The organism is Bacillus sp. N13C7, assembly GCF_026790065.1.
Taxonomy (GTDB): domain Bacteria; phylum Bacillota; class Bacilli; order Bacillales; family Bacillaceae; genus Bacillus.
This window is the reverse complement of record NZ_JALAMO010000003.1, coordinates 1-16,274: the sequence shown is the minus strand read 5'-3', so window position 1 is coordinate 16,274 and position 16,274 is coordinate 1. Positions and strand designations below refer to the sequence as shown.

General features: G+C 37.5%; 16 protein-coding genes. 3 read left to right on the top strand and 13 right to left on the bottom strand.

Going from position 1 to position 16,274, the window contains the following annotated elements; all coding sequences use genetic code 11:
* Positions 1-60: 60 nt before the first annotated feature.
* From MOB98_RS02950 to MOB98_RS02920, 7 genes are all read right to left on the bottom strand, one after another.
* Positions 61-1,887: an AIPR family protein gene (locus MOB98_RS02950; protein WP_268360183.1), complete on the bottom strand. Its 1,827-nt coding sequence runs from the start codon at positions 1,885-1,887 to the stop codon at positions 61-63.
* 5 nt (positions 1,888-1,892) lie between these two features.
* Entirely contained in the window at positions 1,893-2,915 is a 1,023-nt protein-coding gene (locus tag MOB98_RS02945; protein ID WP_268360184.1) for a PD-(D/E)XK motif protein, read from the bottom strand.
* Complete coding sequence (locus MOB98_RS02940) at positions 2,908-5,598, bottom strand: Z1 domain-containing protein (protein WP_268360185.1); 2,691 nt, start codon at positions 5,596-5,598, stop codon at positions 2,908-2,910. Before MOB98_RS02940 ends, MOB98_RS02945 begins: the two co-directional genes overlap by 8 nt.
* Positions 5,591-7,069 (bottom strand): ATP-binding protein, encoded by a 1,479-nt coding sequence (locus MOB98_RS02935; RefSeq protein WP_268360186.1) that lies wholly within the window; start codon positions 7,067-7,069, stop codon positions 5,591-5,593. Before MOB98_RS02935 ends, MOB98_RS02940 begins: the two co-directional genes overlap by 8 nt.
* Before the next feature lie 95 nt (positions 7,070-7,164).
* On the bottom strand, positions 7,165-8,928 hold the full coding sequence (locus MOB98_RS02930) for a DNA cytosine methyltransferase (protein WP_268360187.1): 1,764 nt from the start codon (positions 8,926-8,928) through the stop codon (positions 7,165-7,167).
* Between the two features lie 196 nt (positions 8,929-9,124).
* Positions 9,125-9,604: a 23S rRNA (pseudouridine(1915)-N(3))-methyltransferase RlmH gene (rlmH, locus tag MOB98_RS02925; protein WP_268360188.1), complete on the bottom strand. Its 480-nt coding sequence runs from the start codon at positions 9,602-9,604 to the stop codon at positions 9,125-9,127.
* Positions 9,605-9,684: 80 nt separating this feature from the next.
* Positions 9,685-9,855, bottom strand: coding sequence for a CxxH/CxxC protein (locus MOB98_RS02920; RefSeq protein ID WP_003236479.1), 171 nt, complete (start codon positions 9,853-9,855; stop codon positions 9,685-9,687).
* Between the two features lie 184 nt (positions 9,856-10,039).
* Here MOB98_RS02920 and MOB98_RS02915 point away from each other — a divergent pair, with 184 nt between their 5' ends.
* Entirely contained in the window at positions 10,040-10,453 is a 414-nt protein-coding gene (locus tag MOB98_RS02915; RefSeq protein WP_268360189.1) for a hypothetical protein, read from the top strand.
* A gap of 33 nt (positions 10,454-10,486) precedes the next feature.
* Here the strand turns inward: MOB98_RS02915 and fdhA are convergent, their stop codons facing one another.
* The 6 genes from fdhA to MOB98_RS02885 all read right to left on the bottom strand — a co-directional run bounded on the left by fdhA (position 10,487) and on the right by MOB98_RS02885 (position 14,843).
* Entirely contained in the window at positions 10,487-11,713 is a 1,227-nt protein-coding gene (gene fdhA, locus MOB98_RS02910) for a formaldehyde dehydrogenase, glutathione-independent (protein ID WP_003226972.1), read from the bottom strand.
* A 62-nt stretch (positions 11,714-11,775) separates the two neighbouring features.
* Complete coding sequence (locus tag MOB98_RS02905) at positions 11,776-11,946, bottom strand: hypothetical protein (protein WP_015715043.1); 171 nt, start codon at positions 11,944-11,946, stop codon at positions 11,776-11,778.
* Positions 11,947-12,049: 103 nt separating this feature from the next.
* Positions 12,050-12,298, bottom strand: a complete 249-nt coding sequence (locus MOB98_RS02900) for a DUF2651 family protein (RefSeq protein ID WP_268360190.1) — start codon at positions 12,296-12,298, stop codon at positions 12,050-12,052.
* A 15-nt stretch (positions 12,299-12,313) separates the two neighbouring features.
* Positions 12,314-13,483 carry a hypothetical protein gene (locus MOB98_RS02895; protein ID WP_268360191.1) on the bottom strand — a complete coding sequence of 390 codons (1,170 nt, stop codon included), beginning with the start codon at positions 13,481-13,483 and terminating at the stop codon, positions 12,314-12,316.
* Positions 13,484-13,493: 10 nt separating this feature from the next.
* Positions 13,494-14,231 (bottom strand): YiiX/YebB-like N1pC/P60 family cysteine hydrolase, encoded by a 738-nt coding sequence (locus tag MOB98_RS02890; protein WP_217000594.1) that lies wholly within the window; start codon positions 14,229-14,231, stop codon positions 13,494-13,496.
* Positions 14,232-14,372: 141 nt separating this feature from the next.
* Positions 14,373-14,843 carry a GNAT family N-acetyltransferase gene (locus MOB98_RS02885; protein WP_268360192.1) on the bottom strand — a complete coding sequence of 157 codons (471 nt, stop codon included), beginning with the start codon at positions 14,841-14,843 and terminating at the stop codon, positions 14,373-14,375.
* 110 nt (positions 14,844-14,953) lie between these two features.
* On the opposite strand from MOB98_RS02885, the gene rapG reads away from it, so the two are divergent.
* Together rapG and MOB98_RS02875 are read left to right on the top strand one after the other, a co-directional pair.
* Complete coding sequence (rapG, locus tag MOB98_RS02880; protein ID WP_128993615.1) at positions 14,954-16,051, top strand: response regulator aspartate phosphatase RapG; 1,098 nt, start codon at positions 14,954-14,956, stop codon at positions 16,049-16,051.
* Complete coding sequence (locus MOB98_RS02875; RefSeq protein WP_003219133.1) at positions 16,052-16,168, top strand: Phr family secreted Rap phosphatase inhibitor; 117 nt, start codon at positions 16,052-16,054, stop codon at positions 16,166-16,168.
* Positions 16,169-16,274 lie beyond the last annotated feature (106 nt).

Below are 16,274 nucleotides of genomic sequence, written 5' to 3'. Positions count from 1 at the left end.
TGTTCTAAAATTTGTAGGTCTCCCTTTAAACTCAATCTCTCATCTAAAAAAGTGTAGTGATTAAATCAACTGGCTCAATACTGCTGTTGATTCCTCTTTAAATAAATCCCAACATGCTGCTTGTTTAGCCCATTGAGTTACATTTCGATCTCCGGCTGAATCACGTAAATAGTCTAATGCATTTTGAGCAATTACTTTTACAATACTATCCCATTGATTAGGGACTCTTTGTGATTCCCAAATTTCCATTAAATTAATTTGGCTTTCGTATATGTGCCTGAGCATTGCTACTGTATAGTAAATAACATTTGCTCGGTACCCTTTTAAGTTCATCTCATTGACAATGTCTGTTACATACGAGTTGATGATCTTACGAGAAATTAATTGTTTATAGAAATCACTATCGATCTCATCTAAGCTTGTTGATTCCCCCTCCTCGTTTGTATTAGCTTTCCAAAAACGGCTATTTACATTCATAAATTGTTTAAAGGCCTCTTCTCCACCTTTACTTGATATGTGGGGGAATCCTTCCCAAGACATGAAAAACTTTGCTAAGTCTACTTTTGTAATTACGTTTTCCTTTGGATATATCTTTTTGAATGTATTTTGTTCTTTCCCTTTTTTACGTCGACTAATATCAACCATATATTGTCCACGAGCTCGTTCAAAGTACCACTTGGACTCTTCTTTTCTGTTATCTAAACTTGGAATCCAAATGCTACGTGATAATTTTTCAATATCTGACATAAATCTTGTGTTTGCCAATAAATCAGATTTATTAATTTTATTTTGTGTATTCGCGTACTCTGAAATTTTAGATACAATTTCATCTTCAAGTTTATATCGATCTTCTTCCTGTTCACTAACTTTTAAAATTGTTAGCTTTGCTTGAACATACACATCCTTTAAATCTACTCCACTTTTATAAGCCTGATGAACAGATGCTGTTGTCTGTCCACCGTTGACAATCTGCCAGCTAGTAATGCGAGTTATACGATATAAATTGTTGTCTCCTATTTGTTGAATATCAGCATCTTTAGCAACACTAGAAATACCGTTATTATAGGAAACGAACATATCACGTTGAATAGGATCTCTTAGAGTATCCCGAATACCTTTATTTGTCCCTCCACGCGCTTGTAAAAATGAACGTACGTTACGTTCAACAAGTTTTGGACCCCAGTCATCATAAAGTTTGGCTAATAAATCAGCTGGTATATAACCAATATAGCAATCAAAATCATAATCATTTCGATTATTTCCTTTTTTTGGAACACTTATCATTTCAATTGATTGATTGTAGTCCGCCTCCAATTCAATATCGAAATCACGAATACCTTGCTCCGCCTCAGATAATCTATACACGCGATCCATGTCCCAAATATGAACATTAACAGTCTCTACCCCTGGGATATTAACTTCTACCGGTTTGTTTGTCAGATAAAACATTGTAGTCAAAACATAAATATTAACCTCATCTATCGCATTACGATTATTAGTAATAAACCTTGCCAGTTCTCTAAATTCAACGCCATCGCTTGAACTATGATAAATACCATTTGAGTTAGTATAAAAACGTTTTGCCTTATTCGCAATTTCAGTAAGTTTAGTTTTTGAGGTTTCAGGTAGAGTACCTTCATCAAAATTGATATCATAATCAATAACATAAAGACTTAAATTAGCAGACTCTTCATCATAAAAATAACCATTAACTTTGATATTTCCTTTTATATATGGAAATATAATTGAGGGTTCATCTTCTTGATTCATATAAGTTAACATTTCAGTAAAGAATGGAATTTCTCGGCTACCAATGGTTAAACCTTTTTGTTCAATTGAATCTATAAATTCCTCCAGGAATTCAATTTTCTTCTTTTCTTCCTTCACATCTCTCAACCTACTTTACTTGAATAATATGCTTTATCAGTTTCAACTTTGAACTCAATACAGTGAGATAAATCAATTTTATAGGATACATTAGTTACACCAATCGGTAGATTATCACTTATGATCTTTGGGAATTTTTCAGTAACTTCGTAAGTTTCTTCGTTATGTATATAAAAATATACATCATTATACATATCATCTGAAATATATAGTTCAAGTAAAATATCATCAAATCGAACTAACCCTGTTTTTGATCGTTCATTTAGCTGAAAGCGAATATCGTCTATTAAATCTTGAATTGATTTTCCATCCTCAGATTGTGTATGTTCAATTTTAAGTACATACAAGTAAATTTTACGAATTACGTTGTTTAATTCTAGTTGTTTTTCATTTGATATACGTAAACCATCATGGATTTTTTGAGAGATTGTCTTAATTTCAATTCCTATATTTTTTTTCACAAAATCTATTCTGTGTTTTGTTGGTCCTTTCCAAGCATCAATTATCAATGGTGGTTCATCCACAAATTTATTCAACCAAGTTTTTATATAGTATAATTCACCAAATAACCCCATTTGTTCTTCCAAAGAAAGCCGTTTATTCGTCTTAAATCGAAAGAAATTGTGCCAACGATCTAAGACTCCATAAATAACTGTAAATAAAGATCGTCCTTCACTTACCAAAATATGATCAACTAAACTTTGTAGAAGTTTTTCGAAAATCTCTTCACTATCTTCATCTTCTTGTGCAATAATTAAAAACCTCTTATTAATTAACGGTCCAATCTTATCAAAGGTGTCTTTAGTTACCTTTACTCCCCTCCACTTAGGAAGCGATTTCATTTGGTCATCATTCCAATTTTCATTACTGATATCAATATAAATCCTGCGTTCCCTAGTAATCAAATCAATTCCTATCATCATAATAGGTATTTTAAAATGTATAGTTTTAAGTTTATAGACTTGCTCATTCTGTTCATTATCCGTGAGGTCTAGTAATTTTTTAAATTCTTCTGTAAGATTAATCATTTTTATTTCCTCTCTTAACAGTTTTATTTACAATGAATTTTCCCTGTTTTTTAATCACTTTCCCTCCATCATCTGTGTATTTTTCAGTTATTTCTGGAAAAGAAAACGCAAACCCTACAGGTACAAAGTTTTCATTAAATTCATACCCTAAATCTTTAAATAATTTTACTCCTGGATGTAATGGATAGACTAATAAAGCAGCATTATGTTTATTACGTTCTGTTTGACTTGGCTGCTCTAAATCTACAAACTCTTGATTACTTGCCACAATCGCTCCTATATCAACGTTATCTATTGAATTTTTCACTTTCTCTACAGCCCGAATAACTGCAGTTTCTAGTTTTATTTTTCCTAAATTAACTGGATACTTTTTTAAACCAGCTTGCATAACATTATCACTATTTAATGTTGAATTAGTACCACCAACAATAATCACATTAAATTTCTGTAACTCATTTTTTGAATTCATTCTTTCAATAAAACTAGCAATATCTTTACTATTAACTTTGTTAACAGAGGCTGGCGTTTCATATCTTTTAAGAAAATCTATAACTCGCCTGCTAGTTACATCTCTTGATATATAATATTCAGTGTCCTTTTTCAATTTATTATTTAACTTTGTGATTGGTGTTTCTATTTCATTTATTAAACTTAAAGTTGCATCAAAATTTTTCTTCATAATAAGCTCTCTAGAATCAAAAATACGGGTCTGTCTCATACCACTGTAATTAATTAGTTTCTTAGCATAACGCATTTTAGCTATGCTTGTTACCTGCATATCTTCATGATCTAACATTTTTATCGCATATTCTTCCGGTGTGACATTCTCGTTTTTTGCAATATATTCAAATTCCTTACGTAACTCTACCATGACAAAAGCCATGTGTTCAAAATAATCAGATATTGTTTCAGAAGTATAAATACGACACAAATCCATGTAACCAGTTCTGAAACCGAACCACCTACCCATTTGCATCAATGTATCATACATATTTGTTCCTCGATAATAGTATGAAACACTTAGTCCTTCAAGTGTTAATCCACGGGATAATTTATCACCTCCGACTACTATTACATTCAAACCGACATCCTTATAAGTTTCATATTCTAAGGCTTCTCCACTCTGTCCGTTTATCTCCATTATGCGCACATTGCTAACAAGTGTTTTAATCTCTTTAAAAACCTCTTTCCAATCATAAACGGGTAGTTGTTTATCAAATTCTCGTTGTACTAATAAGTGGTCATTTAAATAAAGCTCTTTTAATTCAGTAATATAACTACTATGACTGTTATATAAAATATCATTACATAATTCTTGATAGTATCTTTCTATGACTTCTGTCATAGTGCCTTGTGTATCTGTAAAACGTGAAGTATGGATAAGCATTGAGTTATGTTTTCCATTTTGTCCACGTAGATTTCTTACTGCTATGGCAATTAAAAATGCAAAAATTGCTTCTCTCATTGATTTAGGTACTTTATTAAATTTATCTGAATCTATCGTTTTTTTCATACTGTTAAATAAGTTTAGATCTTCTTCATTTAAATGTCTTAAGAGTAAAGGTTTATTATCTTTAAGATATCCTGTTACATTAAAATATTCAGCTGGTCCACAATATCCTTTTGGCTTAGGTAAAGCTACAACAAAATCTTTTGGGTATAGATCCTTACCAGCAGTATCATGTTTCGCATCAGTCCGGATTAAAAGATTAGCAAAAGGTGTAGCCGTGTATCCTACATATGATTTCTTTCTGAACAACTCTAAAATTTCTCGAATTAATTTATTAATCGTTTTTGGATTTTCTTCTTTATTTGGATTTGATGTATCTACACTTGCTTGATCTGCTTCATCGTCTATAATCAATACCGGTACATCTTCGTTTTTCTTTGATAACATAATACTCTGCAATAATATTTCTTTCAAAGACTCTAATACAGATTTATTTTTCTTCACAACGAGGAGATTTCGAGAAAGAAAATCACGTTTTTTAGCATGTGCTACAGTAATGTCTTTATCCTTTGTAGTCCAAGTTGTGACAAGTGGACCATCATTTCTAATTTTGGCTACTCCTATCTTCTCGTCTGTGTTTTCATCAATTCTCCCTACTACTTCTTCTTCTAACCTAATTTGTGTTTGAGATCGTAAGTCATTATGCATACCAGCTAAAACAATTACTAATTTATACCCAACGTCAAAAGCTTTATTAATTAGACCGGTAAAATTAGCTGTTTTACCAGATTGAACATATCCCAATACTAAGCCACGTACGTCAAAGGCCTCTGTACTTTTAGGATTACCTATTGATCTAAGAATTTTATTTGTCGATTCATGGATTGAGTCTACATTTTCCCTTTCCCAATTTTTGTACTCTTCTAAGTATCTTCTATATCTTGGCCAGAAGTACGAGTATACAGGAAGTGCATTTTCATCAAACCAATTTTTCACACCAGTTCCCTTCAATATAGAACTCTTTGGAATATCAATATATCCTCCATATAACTCAAACATCTCTAACGCTAGACTTTCTAAATCAGATTCCTTAACATCATGATAGCTTGTTTTTAACTTATCTTCTGCTATAGCCTGTGCTCGTTCAAAAGGAGAATTAATACCACTATTTTGAAAGGCATGATATATCGTTTTAAAAGTTGCCTTATAATTTTCTCTCATTGTTTCATTCATTTTTCACTAACACTTCCTTTTCTATAAAACTCTTTATTGTACTTCTATTAATTGATTCAAAACCTGCTATTAAAGAAATAGAGTCGACTATAAGATCTATATCAATTTCATCATTAATAGAGACTAAGCTATTTGCTACTTCTATAATAATGAATCTTTTACTTTCATCTAACTCTTGAATTTCTTCTTCTTTTTTAACCATCGACTCAGATATAAGTAAATTATTGGGAGAACCCCATTCAATAAGTTTCAGATAGGAATTTAATTTTTTTCGAGTTATATCATTAACTTCTTTTAAGATTTCAATTAATATTGGATGATTACGATTTAAAACATATGCGCTGTTAACTTCATCATTGTAAAGTTCCCAAGTATGTAAAGAACCTTTTAATCGATCCGTTTTCTTGTTAGGTTTTGCTCGGTAAAGCATAATTTCTTTAGACACCTGTCTATAATATTTACCTATTGCTCTTAAATTTTCCTTAGCATCTTCTGGTATTGAAATACTCGATTTTTTAATATCTATTTTCCAATCTTCATCAGCATTATTATTAAAGTCTATTTTTATTCTTACTAATTCAGAGTAATTGTCTTTTGTAAACATCCCAAACCAATCTCCAAAATTCACCAAGCGTCCTTCTCTATAAATATAAAATCCTTGTTGATCACGCCAACCTCTTGGACCCGATGCATCTTTATATTCACTTTCGTTGAAAGCTGAAGGATGTGGCAAAACATATGGAGTTATCTTTACCCTTTTTCGATTTACCCGTATAACTTGTGTTTCTCCTTCAATCGTTTTCGGGTGTTCACTTAAAAAAGGATCCCAAGGTATTAAAAAGTTATCATTTAAATAAATATTAAATCCATTTTGTAACTTTAAATGAAAGACCATTTCCAAATACTTTCTAACTCTAGCTACCTTTCCATAAAAGCTTCTAGGTTGAATAACTTTCTTGCTACCAAATCCAGTAAAACGATCTAACTTATCAATAAATACTATTGTCCCGTTAGACTCAAGACCACCTATTTTTTCTTTTATGTCCTCGGGTATTTGTTTGAGTAATTCCCACTCATTATTTTCACTTACAAAATCTAAATCCCAACAACGCTCAGAAATAATCCCTTGACTCTTAGTCACAACACTCAAACGTTTTCCTAATGAAAATGCTGCAGTTTTTAAACCCATTCCAAATCTTCCAAGTTCCCTTTCTTTCCTTTCTAGTCTCGGATCTTTAGAGCCAATAGTCATAGCAACTTGTAATTCTTCATCTGTCATTCCTATTCCATTATCATATATTAAAATGTATCCATTTCCGGAATTATATTCAAATGTAATATGAACATCAGTTGAATTGGCATCTAAACTATTATCTATAATGTCTGCAATAGCAGTTTGTGCATTATATCCTATATTTCTTAACGATTGGATGACAGGAGCTGCAGATGGTCTAGTTAAAATTGTATCCAACTCAATCCCTCACTCTATATCTTTTGATACTTTTAGGTTAACAAAATATTGAAAAGAGTACACGTCATTGATTAAACTTCGTGTACTCCGAGATTTTAAAAATTAAATTCATCAGTTATTTTCTTAATCGGTTTATCGCCTAATATATATAACATTTGTTCAGCAACTGCACGTGCTAAAAGTGGTGGTACGGCATTTCCAACCTGTTGATATTGTTTATCTTTTGCGCCAATAAAAACATAATCATCTTTAAAGGATTGCAATCGTGCAGCCTCTCGAATACTCAATGCTTCTGCTTTCTCTGGGTGTTGCCACATTGATTTTCTAACATTGATTACTGTTGGAGACGGCTCATGATAATTCACTCTTAAATACACTGTATTTTGAGTTCGTGATCCGTCAGTATAAGATATTTCTTTTAGCTCTCTAGATAAACTATGAAAATTCCTCCCTCCACTTTGTTTTAAAGCTTCAAATCGTTTCCGACTTAGAGGCTTGCTATCAGTATTTATATGGTTGTATATGAAATCTCCTTTGATTGTTGAACGAAAATAGTGTTGCATCTCTGTTTTTTGTGAATCGATACTATAAGGGATTTTATTATCAGCTACATCTTTAGTTGGTGCAATATTCTCTAAATCTTTTATGGCATCATAAACAGTAAAAGGAAGTTTTTCTGATTCGAATTTTTCTGGCATCTTGACAGGACCGTTTTTTACATAGTCCTTTTTAATACCTAAAATCATAAATCGATGTCTGTTTTGAGGCGTACCAAAATCACTAGCTAACATTACTTCAGTTTTAATTTCATAGCCTATAAATTTAAAGAAATAGGTTAAATATTTAACTATATTATAAGATTTAACTGTTACACTAACTATCAATTTTTCGTTAATTAGTTTTGCTTTTGTTTTTCCCACTATTTTTATTTTTTGTTGTTTCAACTCTTCTAGATGTTTCAAAAGTTGATTTAATTCCATAAAATCATTAAGTTTGTTCATTTGTAGTTTGTTATCATTATTATTTCGTTGTATTAGTGATACTAGAGCTTCCTTAGTATTAAGAAAAATTCGATTCAATACTTCATAACCATTTAAAAGTGAAAAATCATACTCATTAATACATTGAATTACACTTTTAATTTCCTCTTCTTCTTTCTTTTTTACTACATTGTAAACTTTATCGCTTTTAAGATTTCGTAGTAAACTACGCATTCTAGATAGATGTATATTTGATGTTAGAAATGGTGTAAAAGACTTTTCAATTAGCTCATCTATTAGAGATTTTAAATTTATATTGGTTGAATCCATTAAAACTAATTTTTCTTTTTCCCATAGAGGTTTTTTTCCAAGTTTCGTAGTAATCTCTTGCAAGTGTTCTTCTGAACTATATGCAAATACTCCTTCTCCTTGTTCCGTAACAAAAAACTTATGCTTCTCTGAGTTCATTGTTTTGACATTTTCCAATAAAAAACCCACTGGTTTAATCTCATCAATGGCACGTGCAAATTCTTTAACAAGCTGGTTATTACCAGAAATTAGATGGTTTTTCTGACGATTTGCATTTGAGAAACCTTGACAAGGCGGACCACCGATAACAACAGTTTCATTATTATTAATATTTTTTTCTTTTAAGTAATCACTAAATTTTATTTTTGTTATATCGCTAATCTCACTACCTTTAGGTTTGATAATAATATCTGTGTTTTTATTATGATTATAAATGTATGTTTGAATTGCTTCTTTGTTTATTTCTACAGCACCAATTACTTTGAATCTCCCAGTTTGTTCGAATCCGTTGCTTAGTCCTCCAGCACCTGCAAACAAATCGATTAGTTTAAATTTTACTATTGTACTCATTTGTTTCGCTCCTATTAAAAAAACAACTGTAAGAGCAGCATATATGATTTAACTCTTTTTTTCAATAGATAGCGAACATATTTTCCTTACCTGTTATCTTCTATAATCACTTTACATTTAAGTTAGCAAATATCGATTTCCCCAACGTTTTTCACTTAAATTACAGTTTGAATTTTCTTAAACCTGAAGATATCACTTACTTATGATACGGCTCCCCACGATTAATCCGAAAAGCCCGATAAACCTGCTCCACCAGAATCAACCGCATCAACTGATGAGGAAACGTCATCTTCGAGAACGACAGCTTCTCGTCCGCTCGCTTCATCACTGCGTCGCTCAATCCGAGTGATCCGCCGATGACGAAGGTGACTTTGCTTTTTCCATATGTAGCCAGATTATCTATTGTATCGGCTAGTTCTTCGGATGTTTTCATTTTTCCTTCGATGGCGAGGGCGATGACGTGGGCGTCGGGGCTGATTTTTGATAGGATGCGGTCGCCTTCTTTGTCTTTTATAATTTTCATGTCCTGGTCGCTTAGGTTTTCCGGCGCTTTTTCGTCCGGGAGTTCGATGATGTCGATTTTTGCGTAGGCCGAAAGTCGTTTGGTGTATTCTTCAATGCCTTGCTTGAGGTATTTTTCTTTTAGTTTTCCGATTGTCACAATATTGATATTCACAGGTCATCCCCACTTTAGAAACAAGTTATTCATATATATTGTCCACAATTGTGGATATCTTTTCTGTATTTTGTGTAAGATCATTCGTTCCCCACTATATATACTGCGGGGTCTCCACATAATTCACAGGCTGTGGATAAACTGTTAGTATGTTCGATTTTTCTGATTTCGGGTGGCAGTTCGTGGTCGTCTATGTACATATCCAGCACCGTTTCGATGTGTTCTTCACAGGAATAATACGTTTGTTTCATGTTCAAATCCTCCGATGATTTCTTCCATTTTTACAAATGTTCTCTTCTCAATATAACCTATTTATTCACATGTTAGTAGTGCTTCGGGCTGAGTTTTATCCACAATTCGACAAACAAGCTGTTGATGACTCTATTTCGCTCGTGTGTTAGTTTGGATGTAACCGGTGTATGGGGAGGTCTGCATTTGCGCTTTAGATGGGTTTGGCTTTTTGTGATCATGTTGCTGCTTGCTGGGTGTCAGCCGTCTTATTGGGTGTTAGAGAAGGATCGAATCGGTGAAGGCAGTCCAGACTTAGAAATATACGCTAATTATCTCCAAATGCATGATGACGTGAAAGGATATCAAGTCTTCACTATTTTAGAAGGGAGAAAAATGGTTATTGTGTCTCTCGGAAGCAGCGAGAAAGATAAGAAGCTTGAAGTGTCAGACGTCAAATTCTCACCTAAAGAAACGATTGTAACTGTGAAACGAAAACCTGCTCCTACGGCAAATGAGAAAAACCCTTATATTTTGATTGGACTGGACAAAATCGAAGGGGAATTCATTGTACAGAATGAAAAGGGAAATCGATTTAAAGAAACAGATTACCAGCAATAAAGCCGGCGTTCTGAGAACGTCCGGCTTTTTCTTTTACTTCAATGTTCCATGCGGGTCGATGACGAACTTTTTGGCTGCGCCTTTGTCGAAGTCGCTGTAGCCTTTTGGCGCGTCGTCCAGAGAAATGACGGTGGCGTTGACTGCTTTTGCGATCTGCGCTCTGCCGCTCAGAATCGCTTTCATCAAATTGCGGTTGTATGTCATAGCAGGGGTTTGTCCGGTAACAAAGGTGTGGGCTTTGGCCCAGCCGAGTCCGAAACGGATTTTTAGTGAGCCTGTTTTGGCGTCCGCATCCTTTGCGCCGGGATCTTCGGTCACGTATAAGCCTGGAATGCCAAGGCTGCCTCCGACCTGGGTGACGTCCATGATCGAGTTCAGCACAGCGGCTGGCGCTTCTCCTTGATTGCCGTGCCCAGACGCTTCAAAGCCGACACAGTCCACTGCGGCATCAACTGTCGGTTCACCTAGTATTTGTTCAATTTGCTCGCCGAGGCGGTCGTGTTTTTGCACGTTGACCGTTTCACAGCCGAAGCTTCTCGCCTGTGCCAGTCTGTCTTCATTCAGATCGCCGACAATCACGGTGGAGGCGCCTAGGAGCTGAGCGGAGTGTGCAGCTGCTAAGCCGACAGGCCCCGCTCCAGCGATATAAACGGTTGAACCTGTTTGCACGCCCGCTGTGTAAGCTCCATGGAAGCCGGTCGGAAAAATGTCGGACAGCATGGTCAAATCGAGAATCTTTTCTAGCGCCTGTTCTTTATCAGGGAACACCAAAAGCTGAAAGTCAGCGTATGGCACCATGACGTATTCAGACTGGCCGCCGACCCAGCCGCCCATATCGACGTAGCCGTAAGCCGATCCCGGACGGTCCGGATTGACATTCAGGCACACATGCGTTTTCTGCGTTTTGCACATCACACAGCGTCCGCAGGCAATATTGAAAGGAACGGATACGATATCGCCCTTTTTGATAAATTCGACATCACGCCCCGTTTCAATGACTTCTCCGGTGATTTCATGTCCGAGCACCAAGCCTTCAGGCGCCGTTGTGCGGCCTCTGACCATATGCTGGTCGCTTCCGCAAATGTTGGTTGTAATGACTTTGAGAATAACCCCATGCTCACATTTTCGATTCACATTCGCCTTCGGGACGCCGGGCCCGTCCCTCAAGATTAACTCCGGATAACCGATATCCTCCACCGCTACAGTCCCTTTGCCTTTGTACACAACCGCTTTGTTTCCTGTCAACGCCATTCCTCCCATTCATGTGTTTGGACTTTGCGTCCTTGAACATGACTTCGGTTCGGCATGACTCTTTCCCTTTTTCACGACTGTTTTTTCTGTATTCTTACAACAACAAATATGCCAAGAAAGCAGCCAATAATGGTTCCGCCGATGTCTAAGAAGTCGACTTTACATCCATTTAACAGGAACACAGTAATGGCCGAAACCAGGCTGATCATAACTGCCAGAAGAATAACCCGTTTGGTGCGCATGTAATTCCTCCTTTAGATTCGTTTCTAAAACATACCCAAAATCTCTGCAAACTTCGGTTCAATAAAAAAAGAGACTTCACACCAGTCTCTTCATAAACAGAGATCACTCAAAAAATTTCCTGAGAAATAATGTGACAATACTGGTTACTAACGCAATCCCCGTATACATAACAACCCAAAACAAGAATGAGCCATTACCCGAAGCTAACGTAAATAACAATATCAAGCTCGCAATAAGAACGATGAGCGGTGCCACCCAAAACCTCTTAAATAAAAAATGACCCGCTATACCAAATACACCTGCGATGATCGGAAAACCAAAAACGATAAATAAAACGGCGACGGCTCCCATACTACCCTCCTTGCCTTAAAACCCCTTCATCACCTCAACATCATACAGCTTCAAATGACTCTTCGGCGTCACGACATCCTTTACCTTCCCAATCTCTTTTTCTTTTTCTTTCACTTTCTTTCCGGTTTTCAGGCTGTACTGTTCAATGTAGGCAGGCTTGTTATACGTGTATGTGAAGAAATAGAGGCTGCTGCCTTTTTGGGTGATTTCTTTGAAATCGGCTTTCATTTTGTCCTGGGAAAAGGTGAAGGCGATGCTTGTTTTTCCTGTCTTGGCATCAATTTTGTGTACCTTTCCGAAGCCGTCAATGAAATACAGGTTCCCGTCATAAGGGAAAAAGCTGTTTTTAAAGCTGAAGGGCATGGAGCTGTATATCGTTTGCTCGTCGTTTTTGTATTCGGCGATGTCGTGCAGCTCGACTTTGCCGCTTTTTTTGTTGATCTTGACCATTTGATAGAGATTGCGGGCTTTTTGGCCGCGAACCATAACATACACAGCTTGGTCGTCCACAGCAAGCTGGGATTCGACTGAGGCTCCTTCCCGGTACTGCCATTCCGTTATCTTGTGATAAGTGAGCTTCCTTTGATCTGCTTGAATCTGGAGGAGCTGATAGCCTTTTTCGTCAGCTGTCGGGACGAGTGCATAAATGGCGCCGTCATGAAAACCGGAGGCTCGGATGTAGTAGGGGATGACGTCTTTTTTCCACTCTCCGTCCATTTGGCGGTACAGCTCTGAGCGGTATCCGTCTCCCTTTTTGTCGTAGCCGGAGTTGTATAAGGTATAAAAGCCGTCCGTGTTTTGCAGAAAGCCCGCGCTGTCGCCTGTGTGCTGATAGGTTCTTTTATGGGAGCGCAGGCCGTTTTTGATCGTATAAATCTTGTTTTTGTCCTCCAGCATCACACTGTCGCCGTGAACCTTGGCTGAGCCCAGCTCAAGGCCCTTCATCTTAAAGGAAGACAGCGTTCCGTCCTGGCTGATAAACAGGGCGTAGCTTTTCCCGCCGCCAAATGCATCTTGATCTGCAGAGGATGAGAAATACAGCAGGACTTCTTTGTCATCCAGGAAATCGGGGTTTCTGAGATCCTGCTGACTCACGGTTTTATGGCTTTTGAGAGGAGAAATGAAGATAACTAGTGCGATTCCTGCGAGAATCAGCATGGCGATGGTAATCATCCACTTTTTCATATCCTTCTCCTTAGTAAATGGTCATGATGGTTGTCGTATACGAAGAACTTGTGATGTCGCGCGGATACACGCCTAAGCCTCCGTTGCTGTCTATATCAATGCCTGCTTTCAGCAAAAAGGCAGACCATAGGAGCTTTGAACAGTTTTTGGCGCCGTCATGGCCGGTATTTCTGTTATTGACGAAGTTAAATGAGTATGGGTCGCCTACTTTTGATACCGCCCAGTCGGCAGCAGCTGTTTTTTGAGATGAGGATACGCTGACGGTTTGCACAATGGAGTTGTCTTCCACGTCTCTGGCATTATAAGCGATCTGCCTGACGCCGTCGCTCGGGACAGATTCAACAATTTTGTCAGCAGCGGAGTACATGCCGACGTGGCCGTGATTGTAGTAGGCTGTGTAGGAGTTCGTGTAATAGATATTGCCTTTCGCGCTTGTCGGGAGTTTTTTCGTGCCGGACGACCCGCCCATGATAGACATGCCGCTTTCCTTGGCGAGCCGGTCTCCCTCTGTTTTATCAGCCGTGATTTCCTTATAGAACTGTTTTAGGATAATGTCCTGCTTTACGTGCTGCTGTTTGGCAATCTGGCTGGCAGATTTCATGATTTCTTCCGGTGTCGTGCCTGGCTGCAGTGCGGCGATTTCTTCAGCATAATTTGTGGTCTTTACGGCTTTGGCGGGAGAAACAAACAGGCCGCCGCACATTGTAAGCGCTACCAAAAACATCGACACTCGTTTCTTCAACTTCATTACATCTCCTCTTTTCTTGTGAGTGTAGGAAAGGTAATTTCCTCACCCACATTATATTAGGAAAATAAGGAAAGTAACTAGGTTATTTACAGAATTTTTAGAAATCGTTTACAGAAAAAGGCCTTTATCAGGCCCTTTTCATTAAATCTTCTTGCTCATCACTACGTCTGTTTCTTGAAATCCGGTTTGCTCATATAGCTTTCGCGCCGTCTGATTATGGGCAAAGACATGAAGGGACAGCTTGCGGATTCCCATACTGCGTGCCGCTTGATCTAATGCCGCCAATGCTTGCTTTGCGTAGCCCTTTCCCCGATACGGTTCATATAACCCGAAATCATAAATAAACGCTTCCTGCTGCGGATGTTCCGGTTCAGCATGTATCCAGAGCCAGCCAACAATTTCCTTTTCATTCAGCTTGAGGCTCCACAAATGGTGATGGGGTGTTTCCAGCCCTCTCGGAAGCAGATCAGAAAAAGCCTGCTTTGACAAAAGCTGTGCATCTTCAGGCAGCCATGTTCCCGCTATTACCTTCTCTTCCGCGTAATGCTTTGTTGTGTACGTGAGATAAGACCGAAATTCTTCTGTCTGCATAGGGGTCAGCATGATTGTCATATCATCTCTCCTTCATATATTGACTAGAGGATTTTACATAAAATAGAAAGAGGTGTTACTATCAGAATAAGCAACTGAGATTGATAAGTCACTAGAGAAAGGAGTTTCACATGAATAAGATCGCACCCGCAGAAATCGCTAGCATGCTCAACGATTGGTACCTTGCCATCAAGAAACATGAAGTTGAAGAATCCTCCCGTTTATTTGAAGAAGTGAAGCCTTTATTGGATGACATGGAAGAGGATCAGGAGGTGCTTGCCTACTTCTCCTTATTGGAACTGCGCCACAAGGTTTTGCTTCACGAGGCGAGAGGACAGGGCTTTCAGCATGAGGAGCCTTCTCATATGAATGCTACGTCTGACATGCTGAAATATTACTTTTTTCTGTTTGAAGGCATGTATGAGGCCTATAAAAATAATTATGACATTGCCATTGGGCTGTATAAAGATGCAGAGCAGTATCTCGACAACATTCCCGATCCGATTGAGAAAGCCGAATTTCACCTGAAGGTCGGAAAGCTCTATTATAAGCTGGGACAAAATATTGTGTCCCTCAATCATACACGGCAAGCGGTCAAAACATTCAGGGAAGAGACTGATTATAAAAAGAAGCTGGCTTCAGCGCTGATTACCATGTCAGGCAATTTTACAGAGATGAGCCAGTTTGAAGAAGCTGAGGCTTATTTGGACGAAGCAATTCGGATCACGAGTGAATTAGAGGATCATTTTTTTGAAGCCCAGCTTTTGCATAACTTCGGCCTTCTTCATGCGCAAAGCGGCAAATCAGAAGAAGCGGTTTCGAAATTAGAAGAGGCCTTACAGAACGAAGAGTATGCCCGCTCCGCCTATTATTATCATTCTGCCTACTTGCTGATACGAGAGCTGTTTAAGATCAAAAAGAAAGAACAGGCCTTATCTTATTACCAAGACGTGAAGGAAAAATTGACTGCTGAGCCGAATAGAATATGTGAGGCAAAAATAGACATTTTATATGCCATTTATGCAGAAGGGGGTCATGCGGAAACGTTTCACTTATGCAAACAACATATGGATGACTTGTTGTCCGAGAAAGAGTATGACAGTGTAAGAGAACTTTCCATTTTGGCTGGCGAACGGTATAGGGAACTTGAGCTTTACAAAGAAGCTGCCCACTTTTTTTATGAAGCATTACAGATTGAAGAACTGATTAAACGAACGGAGGTTATATAAATGAAAAAGTTTCTGATTGGTGCAGGTGTCGCAGCGGTGATTTTATCAGGATGGTTTATTGCGGATCATCAAACCCATTCACAGGAAATGAAAGTCGCTGAGAAAATGATTGGCTAAAGGAAAGACCCCCGCGGAATGAAGTGACCCCTGTCAAGTAGACAGTGTTAAAAAGACACTAAGCAGCCTGAGTCCTGTATTGATATGGGCTCAGGTTGTTTAACTT

Coding starts and splice junctions, on each gene's coding strand:
- MOB98_RS02890 (WP_217000594.1), bottom strand. CDS start 14,231: ATGAAGTTGAAGAAACGAGTGTCGATGTTTTTGGTAGCGCTTACAATG.
- MOB98_RS02920 (WP_003236479.1), bottom strand. CDS start 9,855: ATGAAACAAACGTATTATTCCTGTGAAGAACACATCGAAACGGTGCTG.
- MOB98_RS02875 (WP_003219133.1), top strand. CDS start 16,052: ATGAAAAAGTTTCTGATTGGTGCAGGTGTCGCAGCGGTGATTTTATCA.
- MOB98_RS02940 (WP_268360185.1), bottom strand. CDS start 5,598: ATGAATGAAACAATGAGAGAAAATTATAAGGCAACTTTTAAAACGATA.
- MOB98_RS02900 (WP_268360190.1), bottom strand. CDS start 12,298: ATGGGAGCCGTCGCCGTTTTATTTATCGTTTTTGGTTTTCCGATCATC.
- fdhA (WP_003226972.1), bottom strand. CDS start 11,713: ATGGGAGGAATGGCGTTGACAGGAAACAAAGCGGTTGTGTACAAAGGC.
- MOB98_RS02905 (WP_015715043.1), bottom strand. CDS start 11,946: ATGCGCACCAAACGGGTTATTCTTCTGGCAGTTATGATCAGCCTGGTT.
- rapG (WP_128993615.1), top strand. CDS start 14,954: ATGAATAAGATCGCACCCGCAGAAATCGCTAGCATGCTCAACGATTGG.
- MOB98_RS02945 (WP_268360184.1), bottom strand. CDS start 2,915: ATGATTAATCTTACAGAAGAATTTAAAAAATTACTAGACCTCACGGAT.
- MOB98_RS02930 (WP_268360187.1), bottom strand. CDS start 8,928: ATGAGTACAATAGTAAAATTTAAACTAATCGATTTGTTTGCAGGTGCT.
- MOB98_RS02885 (WP_268360192.1), bottom strand. CDS start 14,843: ATGACAATCATGCTGACCCCTATGCAGACAGAAGAATTTCGGTCTTAT.
- MOB98_RS02895 (WP_268360191.1), bottom strand. CDS start 13,483: ATGAAAAAGTGGATGATTACCATCGCCATGCTGATTCTCGCAGGAATC.